Here is a 16,696-nt window from a genome sequence, read left to right as displayed (position 1 = left end):
TTGTGGTGAACGGGACTCGATGAAGCTCAGAGATCTAGCCGGTATCCTGCCAGTCGAAGGAACAGCTTCCGCCGATCTGGAGGTTACCGGGATTTCGTCGGATTCCCGCCAGGTAAAACCCGGCGTCGTCTTCTTCGCGCTCGCCGGTACCAAGGCGGATGGCGCGACCTATGCCACCGACGCCGCCCAGCGTGGTGCCGCCGCAATCGTGGCAGGCAGCACCATCGCCGGGTTGCCGGTTCCAGTGCTGGCGGTCGATGATCCACGCCTGGCGCTGGCGCTGAGCGCGGCGCGCTATTTCGGCAAGCAGCCTGAGACCATGGTTGCCGTGACCGGCACCAGCGGCAAGACGTCGGTCGCCGCCTTCACCAGGCAGATCTGGGAGCAGGCCGGCTATGCCGCCGCTTCCATCGGCACCACCGGCGTGGTGGCGCCGGGTCGCAACGAATATGGCTCGCTGACGACACCCGATCCGGTCGCCTTGCACCAACTGCTCAAGGAATTGGCGGATGCCGGCGTCACCCACGCCTCGATGGAAGCCTCCAGCCATGGCCTCGACCAGCGCCGCCTCGACGGCGTGAAGCTGGCGGCGGGCGGCTTCACCAATCTCGGTCGCGACCATATGGACTATCATCCGACCGTCGAGGACTACCACCGCGCCAAATTGCGCCTGTTCGACAGTTTGCTGCCGAAAGGCGCGCCGGCCGTCATCTTCGCCGACGATCCGTGGTCGGCGCCGACGATCCAGGCGGCGCATGCTGCCGGGCTCGACGTGCTGACGGTTGGCCGCCATGGCGATTTCCTCAAGCTGAAGCGGGTCGAGCACGAGCGCCATCGCCAGCGCGCCGAGGTCGAGGCCGGCGGCGTGCTCTACGAGGTCGACCTGCCGCTCGCCGGCGATTTCCAGATTTCGAACGCGCTGGTTTCGGCGGGGCTTGCCATTTCCACTGGAACACCTGTCGCCAAAGCCTTGATGGCATTGGAGAAACTGAAGGGCGCTCCGGGTCGGCTCGACCTTGTCGGCACCACCACCAACGGCGCGCCGGTCTATGTCGACTACGCTCACAAGCCCGATGCGCTGGAAAACGTCCTGGCCTCGGTGCGTCCGTTCACCACCGGTCGCGTCATCGTCGTGTTCGGCTGCGGCGGCGACCGCGACCGCGGCAAGCGGCCAATCATGGGCGAGATCGCGACGCGGCTCGCCGATGTCGTCATCGTCACCGACGACAATCCGCGTTCGGAAGTGCCGGAAACGATCCGCGCCGCTATTCTTGCCGCCGCGCCAGGCGCCATCGAAATCGGCGACCGGCGCCGGGCGATCCACGAGGCGGTCGCCATGCTGCATGCCGGCGACACGCTGATCGTGGCCGGCAAAGGCCACGAGGAAGGCCAGACGATCGGCACCGAAACGCTGCATTTCTCCGATCATGAGGAAGTCCGCGCGGCGCTGCGGGAGCGTGCCGCATGAGCTTGCTGTGGACCTCCGAGGCGCTGGTTGCCGGCATGGACGGGCGGCCGCTCGGGCCGATGCCGGAAGGCATATCCGGTATTTCGATCGATAGCCGCACCTTGCAACCGGGCGACGCCTTCTTCGCCATCAAAGGCGAGACGATGGACGGCCATGACTTCGCCACCGCCGCCATAAAGGCCGGCGCCGGCGTGCTGGTGGTGGCGGAGGGCAAGCTGCCGTCGCTTGGCCGGCTGACGGCGCCGATCATCGTCGTCGAAGATGTGCTGGCCGCCCTTGAGAAGCTTGGTGCCGCGGCGCGCGCCCGCTCCGAGGCCAAGATCATCGCGGTGACCGGTTCGGCCGGCAAGACAACCACCAAGGAAGCCCTGCGCCACGTGCTGTCGGCCGTCGGCAAGGTGCATGCCTCGGCGCAGTCGTTCAACAACCATTGGGGCGTGCCGCTAACGCTGGCGCGCATGCCGATCGATTGCGACTATGCGGTGTTCGAAATCGGCATGAACCATCCCGATGAAATCCGGCCGCTGGTCAAGATGGTGAGGCCGCATGTCGCCATCGTAACCATGATCGCGGCGGCGCATCTTGGCTTCTTCCGCAATCTCGACGAGATCGCCAGGGCCAAGGCCGAGATATTCGAAGGCCTGGAGCCTGAAGGCGCAGCCATCCTCAACCGCGACGATGGGCGCTGGAAGCTTCTGGACAAGATGGCGCATGCCGCCGGGGTCGAGCACGTGTACGGGTTCGGCGAGAATGCTCGCTCGACCTTCAGGCTGGTCAAATGCGAACTCCATGCCGACCATTCCGACATCACCGCCAGGATCGGCGGCCACGAGGTGACGGCCCGGGTCGGTGCGCCCGGCCGGCACATGGTGCAGAACGTGCTGGCGGTGCTGGGTGCGGCGCATCTGGTCGGCGCCGATCTCGACAGGGCGGCGCTGGCGCTGGCCGATCTTTCGGCCGAGCGCGGGCGCGGCAAGCGCCATGTGCTGCGCCTCCCCGGCGGGCCGATCACTCTGATCGACGAGAGTTACAACGCCAACCCGGCTTCGATGGGCGCTGCCATGGCGCTGCTCAACGCGACGCCGGTGACAGGCGAGGGCCGCCGCATCGCCGTGCTCGGCGACATGCTGGAACTCGGCGACCATTCGGCCAAGCTGCATGCCGCCCTTGCCGATCTCATCGTCGGCACCGGGACGCAGACCGTCTTTCTCGGCGGCCCGGAAATGCGGGCGCTGGCCGAGAGGCTACCAGGCGAAATCAGGACGGAATACCGCGCCGGCGTCGAGGAACTGAAGCCGGTGCTGCTTGCCGCGCTGAAGCCGGGCGACGTGGTGATGATCAAATCGTCGAAGGGCATCGGTTTTGCAAAACTGGTCGATGCGCTGCTGGGCAAGTTCCCGGCTCAAACGACAAGCAAACAGACCTAGGTCGGGGGACGATAAGCGCATGTTCACACTGCTCGTCGATTTTGCGGACAAGATCTCGGTCTTCAATGTCTTCCGCTACATCACCTTCCGCACCGGCGGGGCGCTGATAACCTCGGCACTGATCGTCTTCATCTTCGGACCGACCATCATCAATTCGCTGCGGTTGCGGCAAGGCAAGGGCCAGCCGATCCGCGCCGACGGGCCGCAGACGCATTTCAAGAAGGCCGGTACCCCGACCATGGGCGGGCTGATGATCCTGTCGGGCATCATCGGGTCGTCGCTGCTGTGGGCGAACCTGTCGAGCATCTATGTCTGGGTGGTGCTGCTGGTGACGCTGGGTTTCGGCTCGATCGGCTTCTACGACGACTATCTGAAGGTGACCAAGCAGTCGCATCTCGGCTTTTCCGGCAAGGCACGGCTGGCGCTCGAATTCGTCATTGCCGGCATCGCCGCCTGGGTGATCATGCATAACGGCCAGGCGCCGTTCTCGTCGTCGCTGACATTCCCCTTCGCCAAGGAATTCATCATCAATCTCGGCTGGTTCTTCATCCCGTTCTCCTGCTTCGTCATCGTCGGCGCCGGCAATGCGGTGAACTTGACCGACGGCCTCGACGGGCTGGCGATCGTGCCGATCATGATCGCGGCGGCGTCCTTCGGCGTCATCGCCTATCTGTCCGGCAACGCCGTGTTCGCAGAATACCTGCAGATCCATTTCGTGCCCGGCACCGGCGAACTGGCGGTCGTGCTCGGCGCGGTCATCGGCGCCGGCCTCGGCTTCCTCTGGTTCAACGCGCCGCCGGCGGCGATCTTCATGGGCGACACCGGCTCGCTGGCCATGGGCGGCCTGATCGGCACGGTTGCCGTCGCCACCAAGCATGAGATCGTGCTGGTCATCGTCGGCGGATTGTTCGTCGTCGAAATCCTGTCGGTCATCATCCAGGTCGGCTACTTCAAGATGACCGGCAAGCGGGTGTTCCTGATGGCGCCGATCCACCATCATTTCGAAAAGCTCGGCTGGACCGAAAGCCAGGTGGTGATCCGCTTCTGGATCATCGCCGTCATCCTGGCGCTGGTCGGCCTGTCCACCCTGAAGCTGAGATAGGAGGCCGCTTGATCCCCGCCGCATCCTTCGCAGGCAAGCGCGTTTCGCTCTTCGGGCTCGGTGGCTCGGGGATCGCGACGGCGCGCGCGCTGATCGCCGGCGGGGCGGACGTGCTGGCCTGGGACGATAATCCCGAAAGCGTTGCCAAGGCGGCGGCCGACGGCATCGCAACCAGTGATTTGCGCGGCGCCGACTGGGCGAAGTTCTCGGCTTTCGTGCTGTCGCCGGGCGTGCCGCTGACGCATCCCAAGCCGCATTGGACGGTGGAGCTGGCGCGTGGTTCCGGCGTCGAGATCATTGGCGACATCGAGCTTTTCTGCCGTGAGCGGATGCTCGCCGCGCCGGCAGCGCCGTTCATCGCCATCACCGGCACCAACGGCAAGTCGACGACGACCGCATTGACCGCGCATATCCTCAATGCGGCGGGACGCGACACCCAGATGGGCGGCAATATCGGCCGCGCGGTGATGACGCTCGATCCGCCCGAGCCCAATCGGCATTATGTCGTCGAATGCTCGTCGTACCAGATCGATCTCGCGCCCTCGATCAACCCGACGGCCGGCATCCTGCTCAATTTGACGCCGGACCATCTCGATCGGCACGGCACCATGCAGCACTACGCCTCGATCAAGGAACGGCTGGTGGCCGGCAGCGAGACTGCGATCATCGGCATCGACGATTCCTGGTGCGCCCAGATCGCCGAGCGGCTGGAGCGGGCAGGGCGGCATGTCATCCGCATTTCCAAGCGGCTGCCGCTGACCGACGGCTATTTCGCCGACGGCGGCAACCTGATGGAGGCGGTGAACGGCCGCTACAGCCGCGTCGCTTTCCTCGAAGGCATCGGCTCGCTGCGCGGCCAGCACAATGCGCAAAACGCGTTGGCGGCGGTCGCTGCTTGCCTCAAGGTCGGGCTGGACCTTGGCGAAATCCAATCCGGACTGGAAAGTTTTCCCGGCCTTGCGCACCGTATGGAACAGGTCGGCCGCAAGGATCATGTGCTGTTCGTCAACGATTCCAAGGCGACCAATGCCGACGCGGCGGCACCGGCTTTGTCGAGCTTTCCGCGCATCTACTGGATCGCCGGCGGCCTGCCCAAGGAGGGCGGCATCGAGCCGTTGCGCGGCTTCTTCCCGCGCATCGCCAAGGCCTATCTGATCGGCGAGGCGGCGCCCGCCTTCTCTGCGACACTGGGTGAGGCGGTGCCCTACGAAATATCGGGCACGCTGGCCGCTGCGGTCGAACATGCCGCGCATGATGCGGCTCAAGACGATACGAGCGAAGTGGTGGTGCTGTTGTCGCCGGCCTGCGCCAGTTTCGACCAGTTCAAGAATTTCGAAGTCCGCGGCGAAGCCTTCAGGCAAGCTGCGAATGCTATCCAGGGTGTGAAACCCATCGGAGGGGCACGATAATGCAGAGCCGTCTCGATAAAAGTCCAGTTGCGACCTGGTGGTGGACGATCGATCGCTGGTTCCTGGCGGCGTTCCTGTCGCTGATGGGGCTCGGCATCGTGCTGTCCTTCGCTGCCAGCCCGGCGGTGGCCGAACGCATCGGCCTCGACAGCTTCCATTTTGCCACCAGGCAGATCATCTTCACCGTGCCGGCGCTCGGCGTGATGCTGGCGGTGTCCTTCCTCGAATCCCGGCAGATCCGGCGCATGGCGCTGATCATGCTGTGCCTGATGCTGGTGCTGATGGTGGCGGTGCTCTACATCGGCGTCGAAGTGAAGGGCGCGCGCCGTTGGGTGTCGCTAGCCGGCCTGTCGATCCAGCCGTCGGAATTCCTCAAGCCCGCCTTCGTCATCATGTGCGCCTGGCTGTTTGCCGAGCACAAGCGCCAGCCCGACATTCCGGGCAATCTGTTTGCCATGCTGCTGCTGGCGCTGGTCGTCTCGCTGCTGGTGGCGCAGCCGGATCTCGGCCAGACCATGCTGGTGACTGGCACCTGGGGTGTGATGTTCTTCATGGCCGGGTTACCGTGGCTGTGGATCATCGCGCTTGGTGGCGCCGGCGTCGGCGGCGTATTTGCCGCCTATTCGGTGTTTCCGCACGTCGCCTTGCGCATCGACAAGTTCCTCACCGGCGAAGGCGACACGTTCCAGGTCGACATGGGCCGAGAGGCGCTGATCAATGGCGGCTGGTTCGGCGTCGGGCCGGGCGAGGGCACCGTCAAGCGGGTCATCCCCGACAGCCATGCGGACTTCGTCTTTTCGGTCGCCGGCGAGGAATTCGGGTTGATCATGTGCTTCTTCATCATGTCGATCTTCGCCTTCATCGTGCTGCGCGGCCTCAACACGGCCCTGAAGGAGCATGACGACTTCACCCGCTATGCGGTCGGCGGCCTCGTCACCGTGTTCGGCCTGCAGGCCGTCATCAACATGTGCGTCAACCTGCAGCTGGTGCCGGCCAAGGGCATGACGCTGCCTTTCATCTCTTATGGCGGCTCCTCGCAGATCGCCATCGCCATCTCGATGGGCATGGTGCTGGCGCTGACGCGCAAGCGGCCCGAAAAGCGCAAGCAAATGGGCTTTGCCCTGCCGCAACGCGCCTTGCCGGCGGAGTGACATGGCGAGAGGCGTCATCCTTCTCGCGGCAGGTGGAACCGGCGGGCATCTGTTTCCGGCCGAGGCGCTGGCGCATGAGCTGAACGAGCGCGGCTGGACGGTGCATCTGGCCACCGACGACCGCGCCGAGCGGTTCGCCGCTCATTTCCCGGCGGCCGCCATCCATCCGATCCAGTCGGCGACGATGGGCTCGAAGAATCCCATCGCCCTGCTCGGTGCCTTCTGGAAAATCTGGCGCGGCGTGCGCCAAGCCTCCGCTGTCATCGCCAGGATCAAGCCGGATGCGGTCGTCGGCTTCGGCGGTTATCCGACCTTGCCGCCGCTCTACGCGGCGACGCGGCGCAAGGTGCCGACGCTGATCCATGAGCAGAACGCGGTGATGGGGCGCGCCAACCGGGCTCTGGCCGGGCGTGTCGACGCCATCGCCGGCGGCTTCCTGCCACAGGACAGCAGTGCGGCCGGCGCCAAGACGGTGACGACAGGCAATCCGGTCCGGCCTCCCGTGCTGGAAGCGGCCAAGACGCCCTATACGGCATCTACCGGCGAGGAGCCGTTCAAGATGCTGGTGTTCGGCGGCAGCCAGGGCGCGCAGTTCTTCTCGGACGCGGTGCCGACGGCGATCGCGCTGCTTTCCGACGCCCAACGCAAGCGGTTGGTGATCACGCAGCAGGCGCGCGCCGACGACGTGGCGCGGGTGAAGGCGGCCTATGCCGCACTTGGCGTCGCCGCGGAAGTCTCGCCCTTCTTCACCGATATGGCGCAACGCATGGCGACGGCGCATCTGGTGATCTCGCGCTCCGGCGCCTCGACCGTCTCGGAGATCGCCGTCATCGGCCGGCCGGCGCTGCTGGTGCCTTATCCCTACGCGCTCGACCACGACCAGGCGGCGAACGCGGCGGCCCTTGCCGCCGCCGGCGGTGGCGAAGTGCACCCGCAATCCTCGCTTTCGCCCGAGCGCATCGCGGCTCTCATCGGTGGGCTGATGGACAGCCCCGAGCGGCTGGCGGCCATGGCGGCGGGAGCGAAATCGGCCGGGCGGCCCGACGCGGCACGGTTGCTCGCCGATCTTACAGAGGCTATTGCGTCCCAAAAAACCGTTTCAGACTTCAGGAAGGGGACGCACGCATGAAGATGCCGCAGACCATCGGCCTTGTGCATTTCATCGGTATTGGCGGCATCGGCATGAGCGGCATCGCCGAAGTGCTGCACAATCTGGGCTACAAGGTGCAAGGGTCGGACCAGTCCGACAGCGCCAATGTGCAGCGGCTGCGCGACAAGGGCATCGATTGCTTCGTCGGCCACCAGGCCGAAAATCTCGGCGATGCCGAGGTTGTCGTCGTCTCGACGGCGATCAAGAAAACCAACCCCGAACTGAAGGCCGCGCGCGAAAAGCTGCTGCCGATCGTGCGGCGTGCCGAGATGCTGGCCGAACTGATGCGTTTTCGCCAGGCGGTGGCGATCGGCGGCACGCATGGCAAGACGACGACGACCTCGATGGTGGCGACCTTGCTCGAAGCCGGCGGGCTCGATCCGACCGTCATCAATGGCGGCATCATCAATGCCTATGGCACCAATGCGCGCATGGGCGATGGCGAGTGGATGGTGGTCGAGGCCGACGAGAGCGACGGCACCTTCCTCAAGCTGCCGGCTGAGATCGCCGTCGTCACCAACATCGATCCCGAGCATCTCGACCATTATGGCAGTTTCGACAAGGTGCGCGAGGCGTTCCGCCAGTTCGTCGAGAACGTGCCGTTCTACGGCTTCGGCGTGATGTGCACCGACCACCCGGAAGTGCAGGCGCTGGTCGGCCGCATCGAGGACCGCCGCGTCATCACCTATGGCGAGAATGCGCAGGCCGACGTGCGCTTCACCAACCACCGCATGGCGGGTGCCATATCTGAGTTCGACGTGATGATCCGCAACCGCAAAGGCGGTGGCCAGACGACGATCGCCGGCCTGCGCCTGCCGATGCCCGGTCGGCACAACGTCTCCAACGCGACAGCGGCGATCGCTGTCGCGCATGAACTTGGCCTGTCCGCCGAGGCGATCAAGAAGGGCCTGTCGTCCTTCGCCGGCGTCAAGCGCCGCTTCACCCATACCGGTTCGTGGAACGGTGTCGATGTGTTCGACGATTACGGCCATCATCCGGTCGAGATCTCGGCGGTGCTGAAGGCGGCGCGCAGCGCCACCAAGGGCCGCGTCATCGCCATTGCCCAGCCGCACCGCTTCACCCGGCTGCACGACCTGTTCAACGAGTTTTCCACGTGTTTCAACGACGCCGACACGGTGATGGTGGCGCCGGTCTACGCGGCCGGCGAAGAACCGATCGAAGGCGTCACATCCGATGCGCTGGTGTCGCGCATCCGCGCGGGCGGCCATCGCGACGCGCGCTACATCGAGGGTCCGGCAGCAATCGCACCAATCATCCGTGATCTGGCCAAGCCCGGTGACTTCGTGGTCTTCCTCGGCGCCGGCAACATCACCCAATGGGCCTATGCGCTGCCCAAGGAGCTTGGCGGGACAGTCTCATGATCATGATGCACGGCCAGGCCCTGATCGACAGACTTGGCGACCGGCTTGCAGGCCTGCGTGGCCGCCTCACGCCGAATGCCGAGATGGACAAGATCACCTGGTTCCGCGCCGGCGGGCTGGCCGAAGTGCTGTTCCAGCCGGCCGACGAGGAGGACCTGGCCGCATTCCTCAAAGCCGTTCCCGAAGAGATCCCGCTGACCATCGTCGGCGTCGGCTCGAACCTTCTAGTCCGGGACGGCGGCATTGCGGGTTTTGTTGTCCGGCTTTCGGCCAAGGGATTTGGTGAGGCCGAAATTGTTTCGCCGACCACGATCAAGGCGGGTGCGGCGACGCCCGACAAGCGCGTTGCCGCCGTGGCGCTGGAAGCCGGCATTGGCGGCTTCCATTTCTATCACGGCATTCCGGGCGCCGTCGGCGGCGCGCTGCGGATGAATGCCGGCGCCAACGGCGTCGAGACGCGCGAACGCGTCGTCGAGGTGCGTGCGCTCGACCGCGGGGGCAATGTGCAAACGCTGAGCAATGCCGACATGGGCTACGCCTACCGCCATTCGGCGGCACCTTCCGGGCTGATCTTCACCTCGGCTTTGTTCGAGGGGTTTGCCGAGGACAAGACAGCGATCAAGGCCGCGATGGACGCGGTGCAGAACCACCGCGAGACCGTGCAGCCGATCCGCGAAAAGACCGGCGGCTCAACCTTCAAGAATCCCGAAGGCACGTCAGCCTGGAAGGAGATCGACAAGGCCGGCTGCCGCGGCCTGATGATCGGCGGTGCGCAGATGTCGCCGATGCATTGCAACTTCATGATCAACACGGGAACCGCGACAGGCTACGACCTTGAATATCTCGGTGAGACGGTGCGCACGCGGGTGCTGGAAAATGCGGGCATCCGGCTGCAATGGGAAATCAAACGCATCGGCAATTTCCGGCCCGGGCATGCCGTCCAGGAGTTTCTCGGGCAACTCCTGTAGCGGGTGTTGAAGTTCACGTGATGCATGAACTTCAACGGGGCCGAAACGGTCCACGACCGTTGCTGTAAAGACTCAGCGGCACAGTTTTCGCATCCATTTTCTCAGAAAGTGAATCTCTCGGAATCGTAAGTACTTGCCAGTGAATCAACTCTCTGATTCTCTGCTCCAAAGCGTTTCCTGATTTGAGTCGTTCGACGCGTTTTCAGCGTTTTCCGTCTGGGGGGGCAACCTGCCGGGAGACTCGGACTCAATGTTTCGGAAATCTTGGTTTTTGGTCCGCCGTGAGAGGGGATGACGGGGAATGAAAAACAAGCATGTGGCCGTCCTGCTGGGTGGTTTCTCATCCGAGCGGCCCGTGTCTTTGTCCTCGGGAAAGGCTTGCGCCGATGAGCTCGAGAAGGAAGGCTACCAGGTCACGCGCGTCGATGTCGGGCGCGATGTCGGCTCGGTGCTTGCCGAACTCCGGCCCGATGTCGCCTTCAACGCGCTGCATGGTCCGTTTGGCGAGGATGGTACCATCCAGGGTATCCTCGAATATCTCGGTGTTCCCTATACGCATTCCGGCGTGCTCGCTTCGGCGCTGGCCATGAACAAGGAGCAGGCCAAGCGGGTTGCCAAGTCGGTCGGCGTCCCTGTCGCCGAATCGAAGGTCGCCAGCCGCTTCGCCATCCAGAACAAGCACCCGATGAAGCCGCCCTATGTGGTCAAGCCTGTCAATGAGGGGTCGAGCTTCGGTGTAGTCATCGTGCATGAGGGGCAGTCGCATCCACCGCAGGTCATCGGCTCGTCCGAGTGGAAATATGGCGATACCGTCATGGTCGAGCGCTACATCCATGGCCGCGAGCTGACCTGCGCTGTAATGGGCGATGTGGCTCTGGGGGTCTGCGAGATCATCCCGACCGGCCATTCCTTCTACGACTACGATTCAAAATATGTCGCTGGGGGATCAAAGCACGAATGCCCCGCAAAAGTTTCACCGAATATTTACCAAAAAATACAAACACTGGCGCTCAAGGCTCATCAAGCGATCGGCTGTCGGGGCGTTTCCCGGTCGGACTTCCGTTATGACGATCGGCATTCCGAAAACGGCGAGGTTGTCTGGCTCGAGGTCAACACCCAGCCGGGCATGACGCCGACGTCCTTGGTGCCTGAAATCGCCGCCCAGGCCGGGCACTCGTTTGGCGATTTGTTGAGTTGGATGGTGGAGGACGCTTCGTGTCTGCGTTGAAATGGGGACAAGGTAAGGGGAAGGGCGCGGCCGGGCCGGCGCTGTTCGGCCTGCCATTGTCATCGGGCCATTTCGTGCTGCCGCGTGTGCTTCGCCGCCCGGTGCGCGTTCTTGCGCGCCTGGGTGTGGGTGAGTTCCAGGCGCCGCGCTTCTCCGCGGCCATGATGTCTGCCGTGCTGCTTGTCTCGAGCAGTGCCTATGGCGCCTATCTCGGCGGCCATGTCGACGGCATCGTACAAAGCATCACTGCCCGCACCGGTTTTGCCGTCGATCAGGTCAAGGTGGTCGGCAATCGCCAGACCTCCGAGATCGACATCCTCGACAGGCTCGAGCTCGACGGCTGGACCTCGCTGATCGGTTTTGACGCCGAGGCGGCGCGGGAGCGCATTGCTACCTTGCCCTGGATCGAGGTCGCCGCGGTGCGCAAGGTCTATCCGCACACGCTGGAAGTGCGTGTCGAGGAGCGCGAGCCCTTCGCGCTCTGGCAACAGGGCGATGAGCTCTCGGTCATCGAGAAGAATGGCGCCGTGATCGCGCCGTTCTCCGGCGGCAAGCAGGTGCTTTTGCCTTTGCTGATCGGCGTCGGTGCGCCGGCCAAGGCGCCGGACTTCCTGGTCAAGGTCGAAAAGTATCCTGAACTCGCGAGCCGGATCAAAGGCTTTGTCCGTGTTGGCGAACGGCGCTGGGACCTGAAGCTGGACAACGGCATCACCGTCAAGCTTCCCGAGGATGGCGAGGATCAGGCGATCGCCGAGCTCGTCAAGATGGATCAGGACAAGGGGCTGTTGTCGCGCGATATCGCCGCCGTCGACATGCGCCTGACGGACAGGCTGGTCGTGCAGTTGACGCCCGAGGCGGCGACGCAGCGCGAAGCCGCCCTCAACGAAAAACCCAAAAGCCTGAAGCGCAAGCCGGAGACGAAAATATGAGCTGGCTTGGCGGTCATGGCGACGCCGCGTCGCGCCGGTCCGGCACCCTGACGGTGCTGGACGTCGGTTCGAGCAAGGTCTGCTGCATGGTGGCCAAGCTGAAGCCGAGCGAAGACGGCAAGCTGTTGCGCGGCCGTTCGCACCGGATCCAGGTGATCGGCATCGGCCATCAGAAGTCGCAAGGCGTGAAGTCGGGAGTGGTCGTCGATCTCGACCGCGCCGAGCATGCCATCCGTCTCTCCGTCGATGCGGCCGAGCGCATGGCTGGGCTGACGGTCGATTCGCTGATCGTCAACATGACCGCCGGCCGGCTGAAGAGCGAAGCCTTCTCGGCCACCATCAACCTTGGCGGCCACGAGGCCGACGAGGCCGATATCAAGCGCGTTCTCGGTGCCGGCGCCAAGCAGGCACTGAAGGCCGAGCGCGAGGTGATCCATTCGCTCCCCGTCGGCTTTTCGCTCGATGCCGAGCGCGGCGTGCGCGATCCGCGCGGCATGGTCGGCGACGCACTTGGCGTCGACATGCATGTGCTCACGGGCGACGCCGCGCCAATGCGTAACCTGGAGCTTTCCATCAACCGGTCGCACCTGTCGGTCGAGCGCATGGTGGCGACGCCCTATGCCAGCGGGCTAGCCGCCCTGGTCGACGACGAGCTGGAAATGGGCGCCGCATGCATCGACATGGGCGGCGGCACGACGACGATCTCAGTGTTTTCGGAAGGCAAGTTCGTCCATGGCGACGCCATCGCCATCGGCGGCAACCATGTCACGCTGGACATGGCCAAGGGCCTGTCGACCTCGCTCGACGCCGCCGAGCGGCTGAAGGTGATGCATGGTTCGGCATTGCCGGGCAGCGCCGACGACCGCGACCTGGTCTCGATCCAGCCGATCGGCGACGATGGCGACGTGCCGTTGCAGATCCCGCGCTCGGTGATGACGCGCATCGTGCGCGCCCGCATCGACGAGACGCTCGAGCTGCTGCGCGACCGGCTGAACAAGTCCGGCTACGGCAATGCGGTGGGCAAGCGTGTCGTCTTGACCGGCGGCGCCAGCCAGCTTGCCGGCCTGCCGGAGGCGGCGCGCCGGATCCTCGGACGCAATGTGCGCATCGGCCGCCCACTCGGCGTGGCCGGCCTGCCGGAAGCGGCAAAGGGACCGGCCTTCTCGGCTGCGGTGGGGCTTCTGATCTATCCGCAGATGGCGAGCTTCGAGAGCCATCCGGCGAAAGGAATTTCCGGTCTCAGAATGACTGGAACGGGTGGAAAACTGCATCGCATGAGTCAGTGGTTGAGAGACAGTTTCTAATTGACGGGGACAGCCCCATAGGCGGCCGCGGCGGCGAAGCGGCGTGAAAGGCAAAGGACGGAGACAATGACCATCAATCTGCAGAAGCCGGACATCACCGAGCTTAAGCCGCGGATCACCGTGTTCGGTGTCGGCGGCGGCGGCGGCAATGCTGTCAACAACATGATCACCGCCGGTCTGCGCGGTGTCGAGTTCGTGGTGGCCAACACCGACGCTCAAGCGCTGACCATGTCGAAGGCCGATCGGCTGATCCAGCTCGGCGCACATGTCACCGAAGGCCTTGGCGCCGGATCGCAACCGGAAGTCGGCCGCGCGGCGGCGGAAGAATGCATCGACGAGATCATCGATCATCTGTCCAACACCCATATGTGCTTCGTCACCGCCGGCATGGGCGGCGGCACCGGCACGGGTGCGGCTCCGGTCGTGGCGCGTGCCGCACGCGAAAAGGGGATCCTCACTGTCGGCGTCGTCACCAAGCCGTTCCATTTCGAAGGCCAGCGCCGCATGAAGACGGCGGATTTTGGCATCGAAGAGCTGCAGAAATGCGTCGATACGTTGATCGTCATCCCCAACCAGAATCTGTTCCGGCTGGCTAATGACAAGACGACCTTCGCGGACGCCTTCGCCATGGCCGACCAGGTGCTCTATTCCGGTGTTGCCTGCATCACCGACCTGATGGTCAAGGAAGGTCTGATCAATCTCGACTTCGCCGACGTGCGTTCGGTCATGCGCGAGATGGGCAAGGCGATGATGGGCACCGGCGAGGCTTCGGGCGAGGGCCGCGCAATGGCCGCCGCCGAGGCTGCCATTGCCAACCCGCTGCTCGATGAGACCTCGATGAAGGGAGCCAAGGGCCTGCTGATCTCGATCACCGGTGGCCGCGACCTGACCCTGTTCGAGGTCGACGAAGCGGCGACCCGCATCCGCGAGGAAGTCGACCAGGACGCCAACATCATCCTCGGCGCCACCTTCGACGAGGAACTCGAAGGCGTCATCCGCGTCTCAGTGGTTGCCACCGGCATCGACAAGTCGGCGGCGGAAATCGCCGCAGCGCCGATCTCGATCCGCACCGCACCGCAGAAGCCGGTCAGCCGCCCGGCCGTTGCCGCGGTCGAAAGCCGCCCGGCGCCGGTCCAGCAGGCAGCTTACGAACCGCGCGCCGTCGACCCGGTCGCCGAAGCCATCCAACTGGCGGAAGCAAATGCAGCGGCGATGGCGCAGGCTCGTCCGGCTCCCGTTGCCCATGCGGAGGATTTCCGCCCGCAGAGTAAGATCTTCCAGGCGCCGCCAGCACAGCCAATGCCGCAGCCCGTGGTGCAGCCGGCCCCGCAGCCGCGCGAAATGCTGCGTGAAGCGCCGCAGCCGGTTGCGGTGGCGCCGCAGCGGATGCCGCGCGTCGAGGACTTTCCGCCGGTCGTCAAGGCCGAGGTGGATGCCAAGAGCCGCCCGGCTGACCACGAGAACAACAGCGGACCGATGGGCCTGCTGAAGCGCCTGACCAACGGCCTGACTCGTCGCGAGGAAGAGCCTGCCCGGCTGCAGCCGGCGCAGCCGCGCGAACCCAAGCTGCGCCAGGCAGCGCCTGAAGTGCGCCGTCTTGCCAGCCAGGACGCGCAGCTCTACGCGCCGCGCCGCGGTCAACTCGACGAGCAAGGCCGCCTGACGCCGCAGGTGAGGGCGACTCAGGACGACGATCAGCTGGAGATTCCGGCGTTCCTGCGCCGCCAGGCCAACTGATCGGTAAACGGGCTTTAAGAATTGTTAACAGGCAAGCAAGGAATTGCTTGCCTGTTAACGTTTAAAATGGTGATATTTCAATGGCTTATCAAGATCAACTGGATCCGGCTTGCGGTTACAAAGAGTAAGAAACCGTGATTTGGAGTCTCCCACCCGCGACATTATCTTCCGGCCACCATAGTCGGTTTGTCAGGATTTCGGGGGAAGTCGCCCTGCCTGCCGATTTCAACAAGAGCCGCGCCCTCGGGCTGGAGAAGCGGACCTTAGGCATTACGGGCTTATGGGGATTGTCTTGCACGACTATCAGACGACAGTGAAGACGCGCGCGTCGCTTACCGGCACCGGCGTCCACAGCGGCAAGGAAGTTTCCATCAGCTTCATACCGGCAGATGCCGATACCGGCATCGTGTTCCAGCTTTTCAACGGCGCAGAGCAGGGCCGCGAGTTCCGCGCCCTGGTTTCCGAAGTCGGCGCCACCGACCTGTGCACCATGCTTGGTGATCCCGCCGGCGAGCACATCGCCACGGTCGAGCACATCATGGCGGCGCTGTTCGGGCTCGGCATCGACAATGTCGCCATCGAGATCGACGGGTCCGAGGTTCCCATCTTCGACGGCAGCGCCATGGCGTTCGTCGAAGCCATCGACCAGGCTGGCGTCGAGACGCAGTCGGTCAAGCGGCGTTATATCCGAGTCATCAAGCCGGTTCGCATCGAGAACGGCGCCTCGTGGGCAGAATTCAAGCCTTATGACGGCACCCGTTTCGAGATCGAGATCGACTTCGAAAGCCCGGCGATCGGCCGTCAGCTGTTCGCGTCCGACCTCAACGCCGATATTTTCCGCCGCGACCTCGCACGCGCCCGCACCTTCGGCTTCATGAAGGACGTCGAGCGGCTGTGGGCCGCCGGCTACGCGCTCGGCTCCTCGCTGGAGAATTCGCTGGTGATCGGTGACGACAACCGCGTCATCAACATGGGCGGCCTGCGCTACCCCAACGAATTCGTGCGCCATAAGACGCTTGACGCCATGGGTGACCTGGCGCTGGCCGGCGCCCGCTTCATCGGCTGCTTTCGCTCCTATCGCGGCGGCCACAGGATGAATGCCGCATCGCTGCGGCGCCTGCTGTCGGATCGCACGGCATTCGAGATCGTCGAGACGACACGCCGCGAGCGTGGCCGCAGCGCCGAGATGAGCGCCGTCAACGCGCCGCTCTATGCGCCCTGGATGATCTGATTTTCTTAATTTTTTTCGGATTCCATAGCCGATAGAGGTGTTGCACGAATGCACCATCTGTTGGTGAAATTGCACGGATTTTCAAGCCGCGTCCGGCCGCCACAAAAATGTGCGATTGGCCGGCGATAGCGTTGCCGGGCAAGGCGGTTATGGTTTATGGCTGCTGCCGTCGATTAGTGCATGTCGCTCAAAAGTGGGGATCAAGTTTGG

General features: G+C 64.3%; 13 protein-coding genes. All 13 read left to right on the top strand.

The window, feature by feature from the left end:
* The first annotated feature begins 19 nt into the window (after positions 1 to 19).
* Positions 20 to 1,468, top strand: coding sequence for a UDP-N-acetylmuramoyl-L-alanyl-D-glutamate--2,6-diaminopimelate ligase (locus tag HNQ71_RS22990; RefSeq protein WP_184874921.1), 1,449 nt, complete (start codon positions 20 to 22; stop codon positions 1,466 to 1,468).
* On the top strand, positions 1,465 to 2,895 hold the full coding sequence (locus HNQ71_RS22985; RefSeq protein ID WP_184874920.1) for a UDP-N-acetylmuramoylalanyl-D-glutamyl-2,6-diaminopimelate--D-alanyl-D-alanine ligase: 1,431 nt from the start codon (positions 1,465 to 1,467) through the stop codon (positions 2,893 to 2,895). Before HNQ71_RS22990 ends, HNQ71_RS22985 begins: the two co-directional genes overlap by 4 nt.
* Positions 2,896 to 2,914: 19 nt before the next feature.
* Positions 2,915 to 3,997 (top strand): phospho-N-acetylmuramoyl-pentapeptide-transferase, encoded by a 1,083-nt coding sequence (mraY, locus tag HNQ71_RS22980; protein WP_023765130.1) that lies wholly within the window; start codon positions 2,915 to 2,917, stop codon positions 3,995 to 3,997.
* 8 nt (positions 3,998 to 4,005) lie between these two features.
* Complete coding sequence (gene murD, locus HNQ71_RS22975) at positions 4,006 to 5,406, top strand: UDP-N-acetylmuramoyl-L-alanine--D-glutamate ligase (RefSeq protein ID WP_184874919.1); 1,401 nt, start codon at positions 4,006 to 4,008, stop codon at positions 5,404 to 5,406.
* Positions 5,406 to 6,557 carry a putative lipid II flippase FtsW gene (gene ftsW / locus HNQ71_RS22970; protein ID WP_095086935.1) on the top strand — a complete coding sequence of 384 codons (1,152 nt, stop codon included), beginning with the start codon at positions 5,406 to 5,408 and terminating at the stop codon, positions 6,555 to 6,557. Before murD ends, ftsW begins: the two co-directional genes overlap by 1 nt.
* A gap of 1 nt (position 6,558) precedes the next feature.
* Positions 6,559 to 7,686, top strand: coding sequence for an undecaprenyldiphospho-muramoylpentapeptide beta-N-acetylglucosaminyltransferase (murG, locus tag HNQ71_RS22965; protein ID WP_184874918.1), 1,128 nt, complete (start codon positions 6,559 to 6,561; stop codon positions 7,684 to 7,686).
* Positions 7,683 to 9,089: a UDP-N-acetylmuramate--L-alanine ligase gene (gene murC, locus HNQ71_RS22960; RefSeq protein WP_184874917.1), complete on the top strand. Its 1,407-nt coding sequence runs from the start codon at positions 7,683 to 7,685 to the stop codon at positions 9,087 to 9,089. Before murG ends, murC begins: the two co-directional genes overlap by 4 nt.
* Before the next feature lie 2 nt (positions 9,090 to 9,091).
* Positions 9,092 to 10,057: a UDP-N-acetylmuramate dehydrogenase gene (gene murB, locus HNQ71_RS22955; RefSeq protein ID WP_184875566.1), complete on the top strand. Its 966-nt coding sequence runs from the start codon at positions 9,092 to 9,094 to the stop codon at positions 10,055 to 10,057.
* A gap of 301 nt (positions 10,058 to 10,358) precedes the next feature.
* On the top strand, positions 10,359 to 11,285 hold the full coding sequence (locus HNQ71_RS22950) for a D-alanine--D-alanine ligase (protein WP_184874916.1): 927 nt from the start codon (positions 10,359 to 10,361) through the stop codon (positions 11,283 to 11,285).
* On the top strand, positions 11,273 to 12,214 hold the full coding sequence (locus HNQ71_RS22945; RefSeq protein ID WP_184874915.1) for a cell division protein FtsQ/DivIB: 942 nt from the start codon (positions 11,273 to 11,275) through the stop codon (positions 12,212 to 12,214). The genes HNQ71_RS22950 and HNQ71_RS22945 overlap by 13 nt, the downstream gene beginning before the upstream one ends.
* On the top strand, positions 12,211 to 13,518 hold the full coding sequence (ftsA, locus tag HNQ71_RS22940; RefSeq protein WP_184874914.1) for a cell division protein FtsA: 1,308 nt from the start codon (positions 12,211 to 12,213) through the stop codon (positions 13,516 to 13,518). The genes HNQ71_RS22945 and ftsA overlap by 4 nt, the downstream gene beginning before the upstream one ends.
* 66 nt (positions 13,519 to 13,584) lie before the next feature.
* Positions 13,585 to 15,255, top strand: a complete 1,671-nt coding sequence (gene ftsZ / locus HNQ71_RS22935) for a cell division protein FtsZ (protein WP_184874913.1) — start codon at positions 13,585 to 13,587, stop codon at positions 15,253 to 15,255.
* A 280-nt stretch (positions 15,256 to 15,535) separates the two neighbouring features.
* Entirely contained in the window at positions 15,536 to 16,486 is a 951-nt protein-coding gene (gene lpxC, locus HNQ71_RS22930) for a UDP-3-O-acyl-N-acetylglucosamine deacetylase (RefSeq protein ID WP_184874912.1), read from the top strand.
* The last annotated feature ends 210 nt before the right edge of the window (positions 16,487 to 16,696 follow it).

The sequence above is a fragment of the Mesorhizobium sangaii genome, assembly GCF_014207355.1.
Classification (GTDB): domain Bacteria; phylum Pseudomonadota; class Alphaproteobacteria; order Rhizobiales; family Rhizobiaceae; genus Mesorhizobium; species Mesorhizobium sangaii.
This window is presented reverse-complemented; position numbering and strand designations above follow the sequence as displayed.

Excerpts from the sequence above, each read along its gene's own strand:
- mraY (WP_023765130.1), top strand. The coding sequence starts at position 2,915 with ATGTTCACACTGCTCGTCGATTTTGCGGACAAGATCTCGGTCTTCAAT.
- ftsZ (WP_184874913.1), top strand. The coding sequence starts at position 13,585 with ATGACCATCAATCTGCAGAAGCCGGACATCACCGAGCTTAAGCCGCGG.
- lpxC (WP_184874912.1), top strand. The coding sequence starts at position 15,536 with ATGGGGATTGTCTTGCACGACTATCAGACGACAGTGAAGACGCGCGCG.
- ftsA (WP_184874914.1), top strand. The coding sequence starts at position 12,211 with ATGAGCTGGCTTGGCGGTCATGGCGACGCCGCGTCGCGCCGGTCCGGC.
- ftsW (WP_095086935.1), top strand. The coding sequence starts at position 5,406 with ATGCAGAGCCGTCTCGATAAAAGTCCAGTTGCGACCTGGTGGTGGACG.
- HNQ71_RS22990 (WP_184874921.1), top strand. The coding sequence starts at position 20 with ATGAAGCTCAGAGATCTAGCCGGTATCCTGCCAGTCGAAGGAACAGCT.
- murB (WP_184875566.1), top strand. The coding sequence starts at position 9,092 with ATGATGCACGGCCAGGCCCTGATCGACAGACTTGGCGACCGGCTTGCA.
- HNQ71_RS22950 (WP_184874916.1), top strand. The coding sequence starts at position 10,359 with ATGAAAAACAAGCATGTGGCCGTCCTGCTGGGTGGTTTCTCATCCGAG.
- murG (WP_184874918.1), top strand. The coding sequence starts at position 6,559 with ATGGCGAGAGGCGTCATCCTTCTCGCGGCAGGTGGAACCGGCGGGCAT.
- HNQ71_RS22985 (WP_184874920.1), top strand. The coding sequence starts at position 1,465 with ATGAGCTTGCTGTGGACCTCCGAGGCGCTGGTTGCCGGCATGGACGGG.
- murC (WP_184874917.1), top strand. The coding sequence starts at position 7,683 with ATGAAGATGCCGCAGACCATCGGCCTTGTGCATTTCATCGGTATTGGC.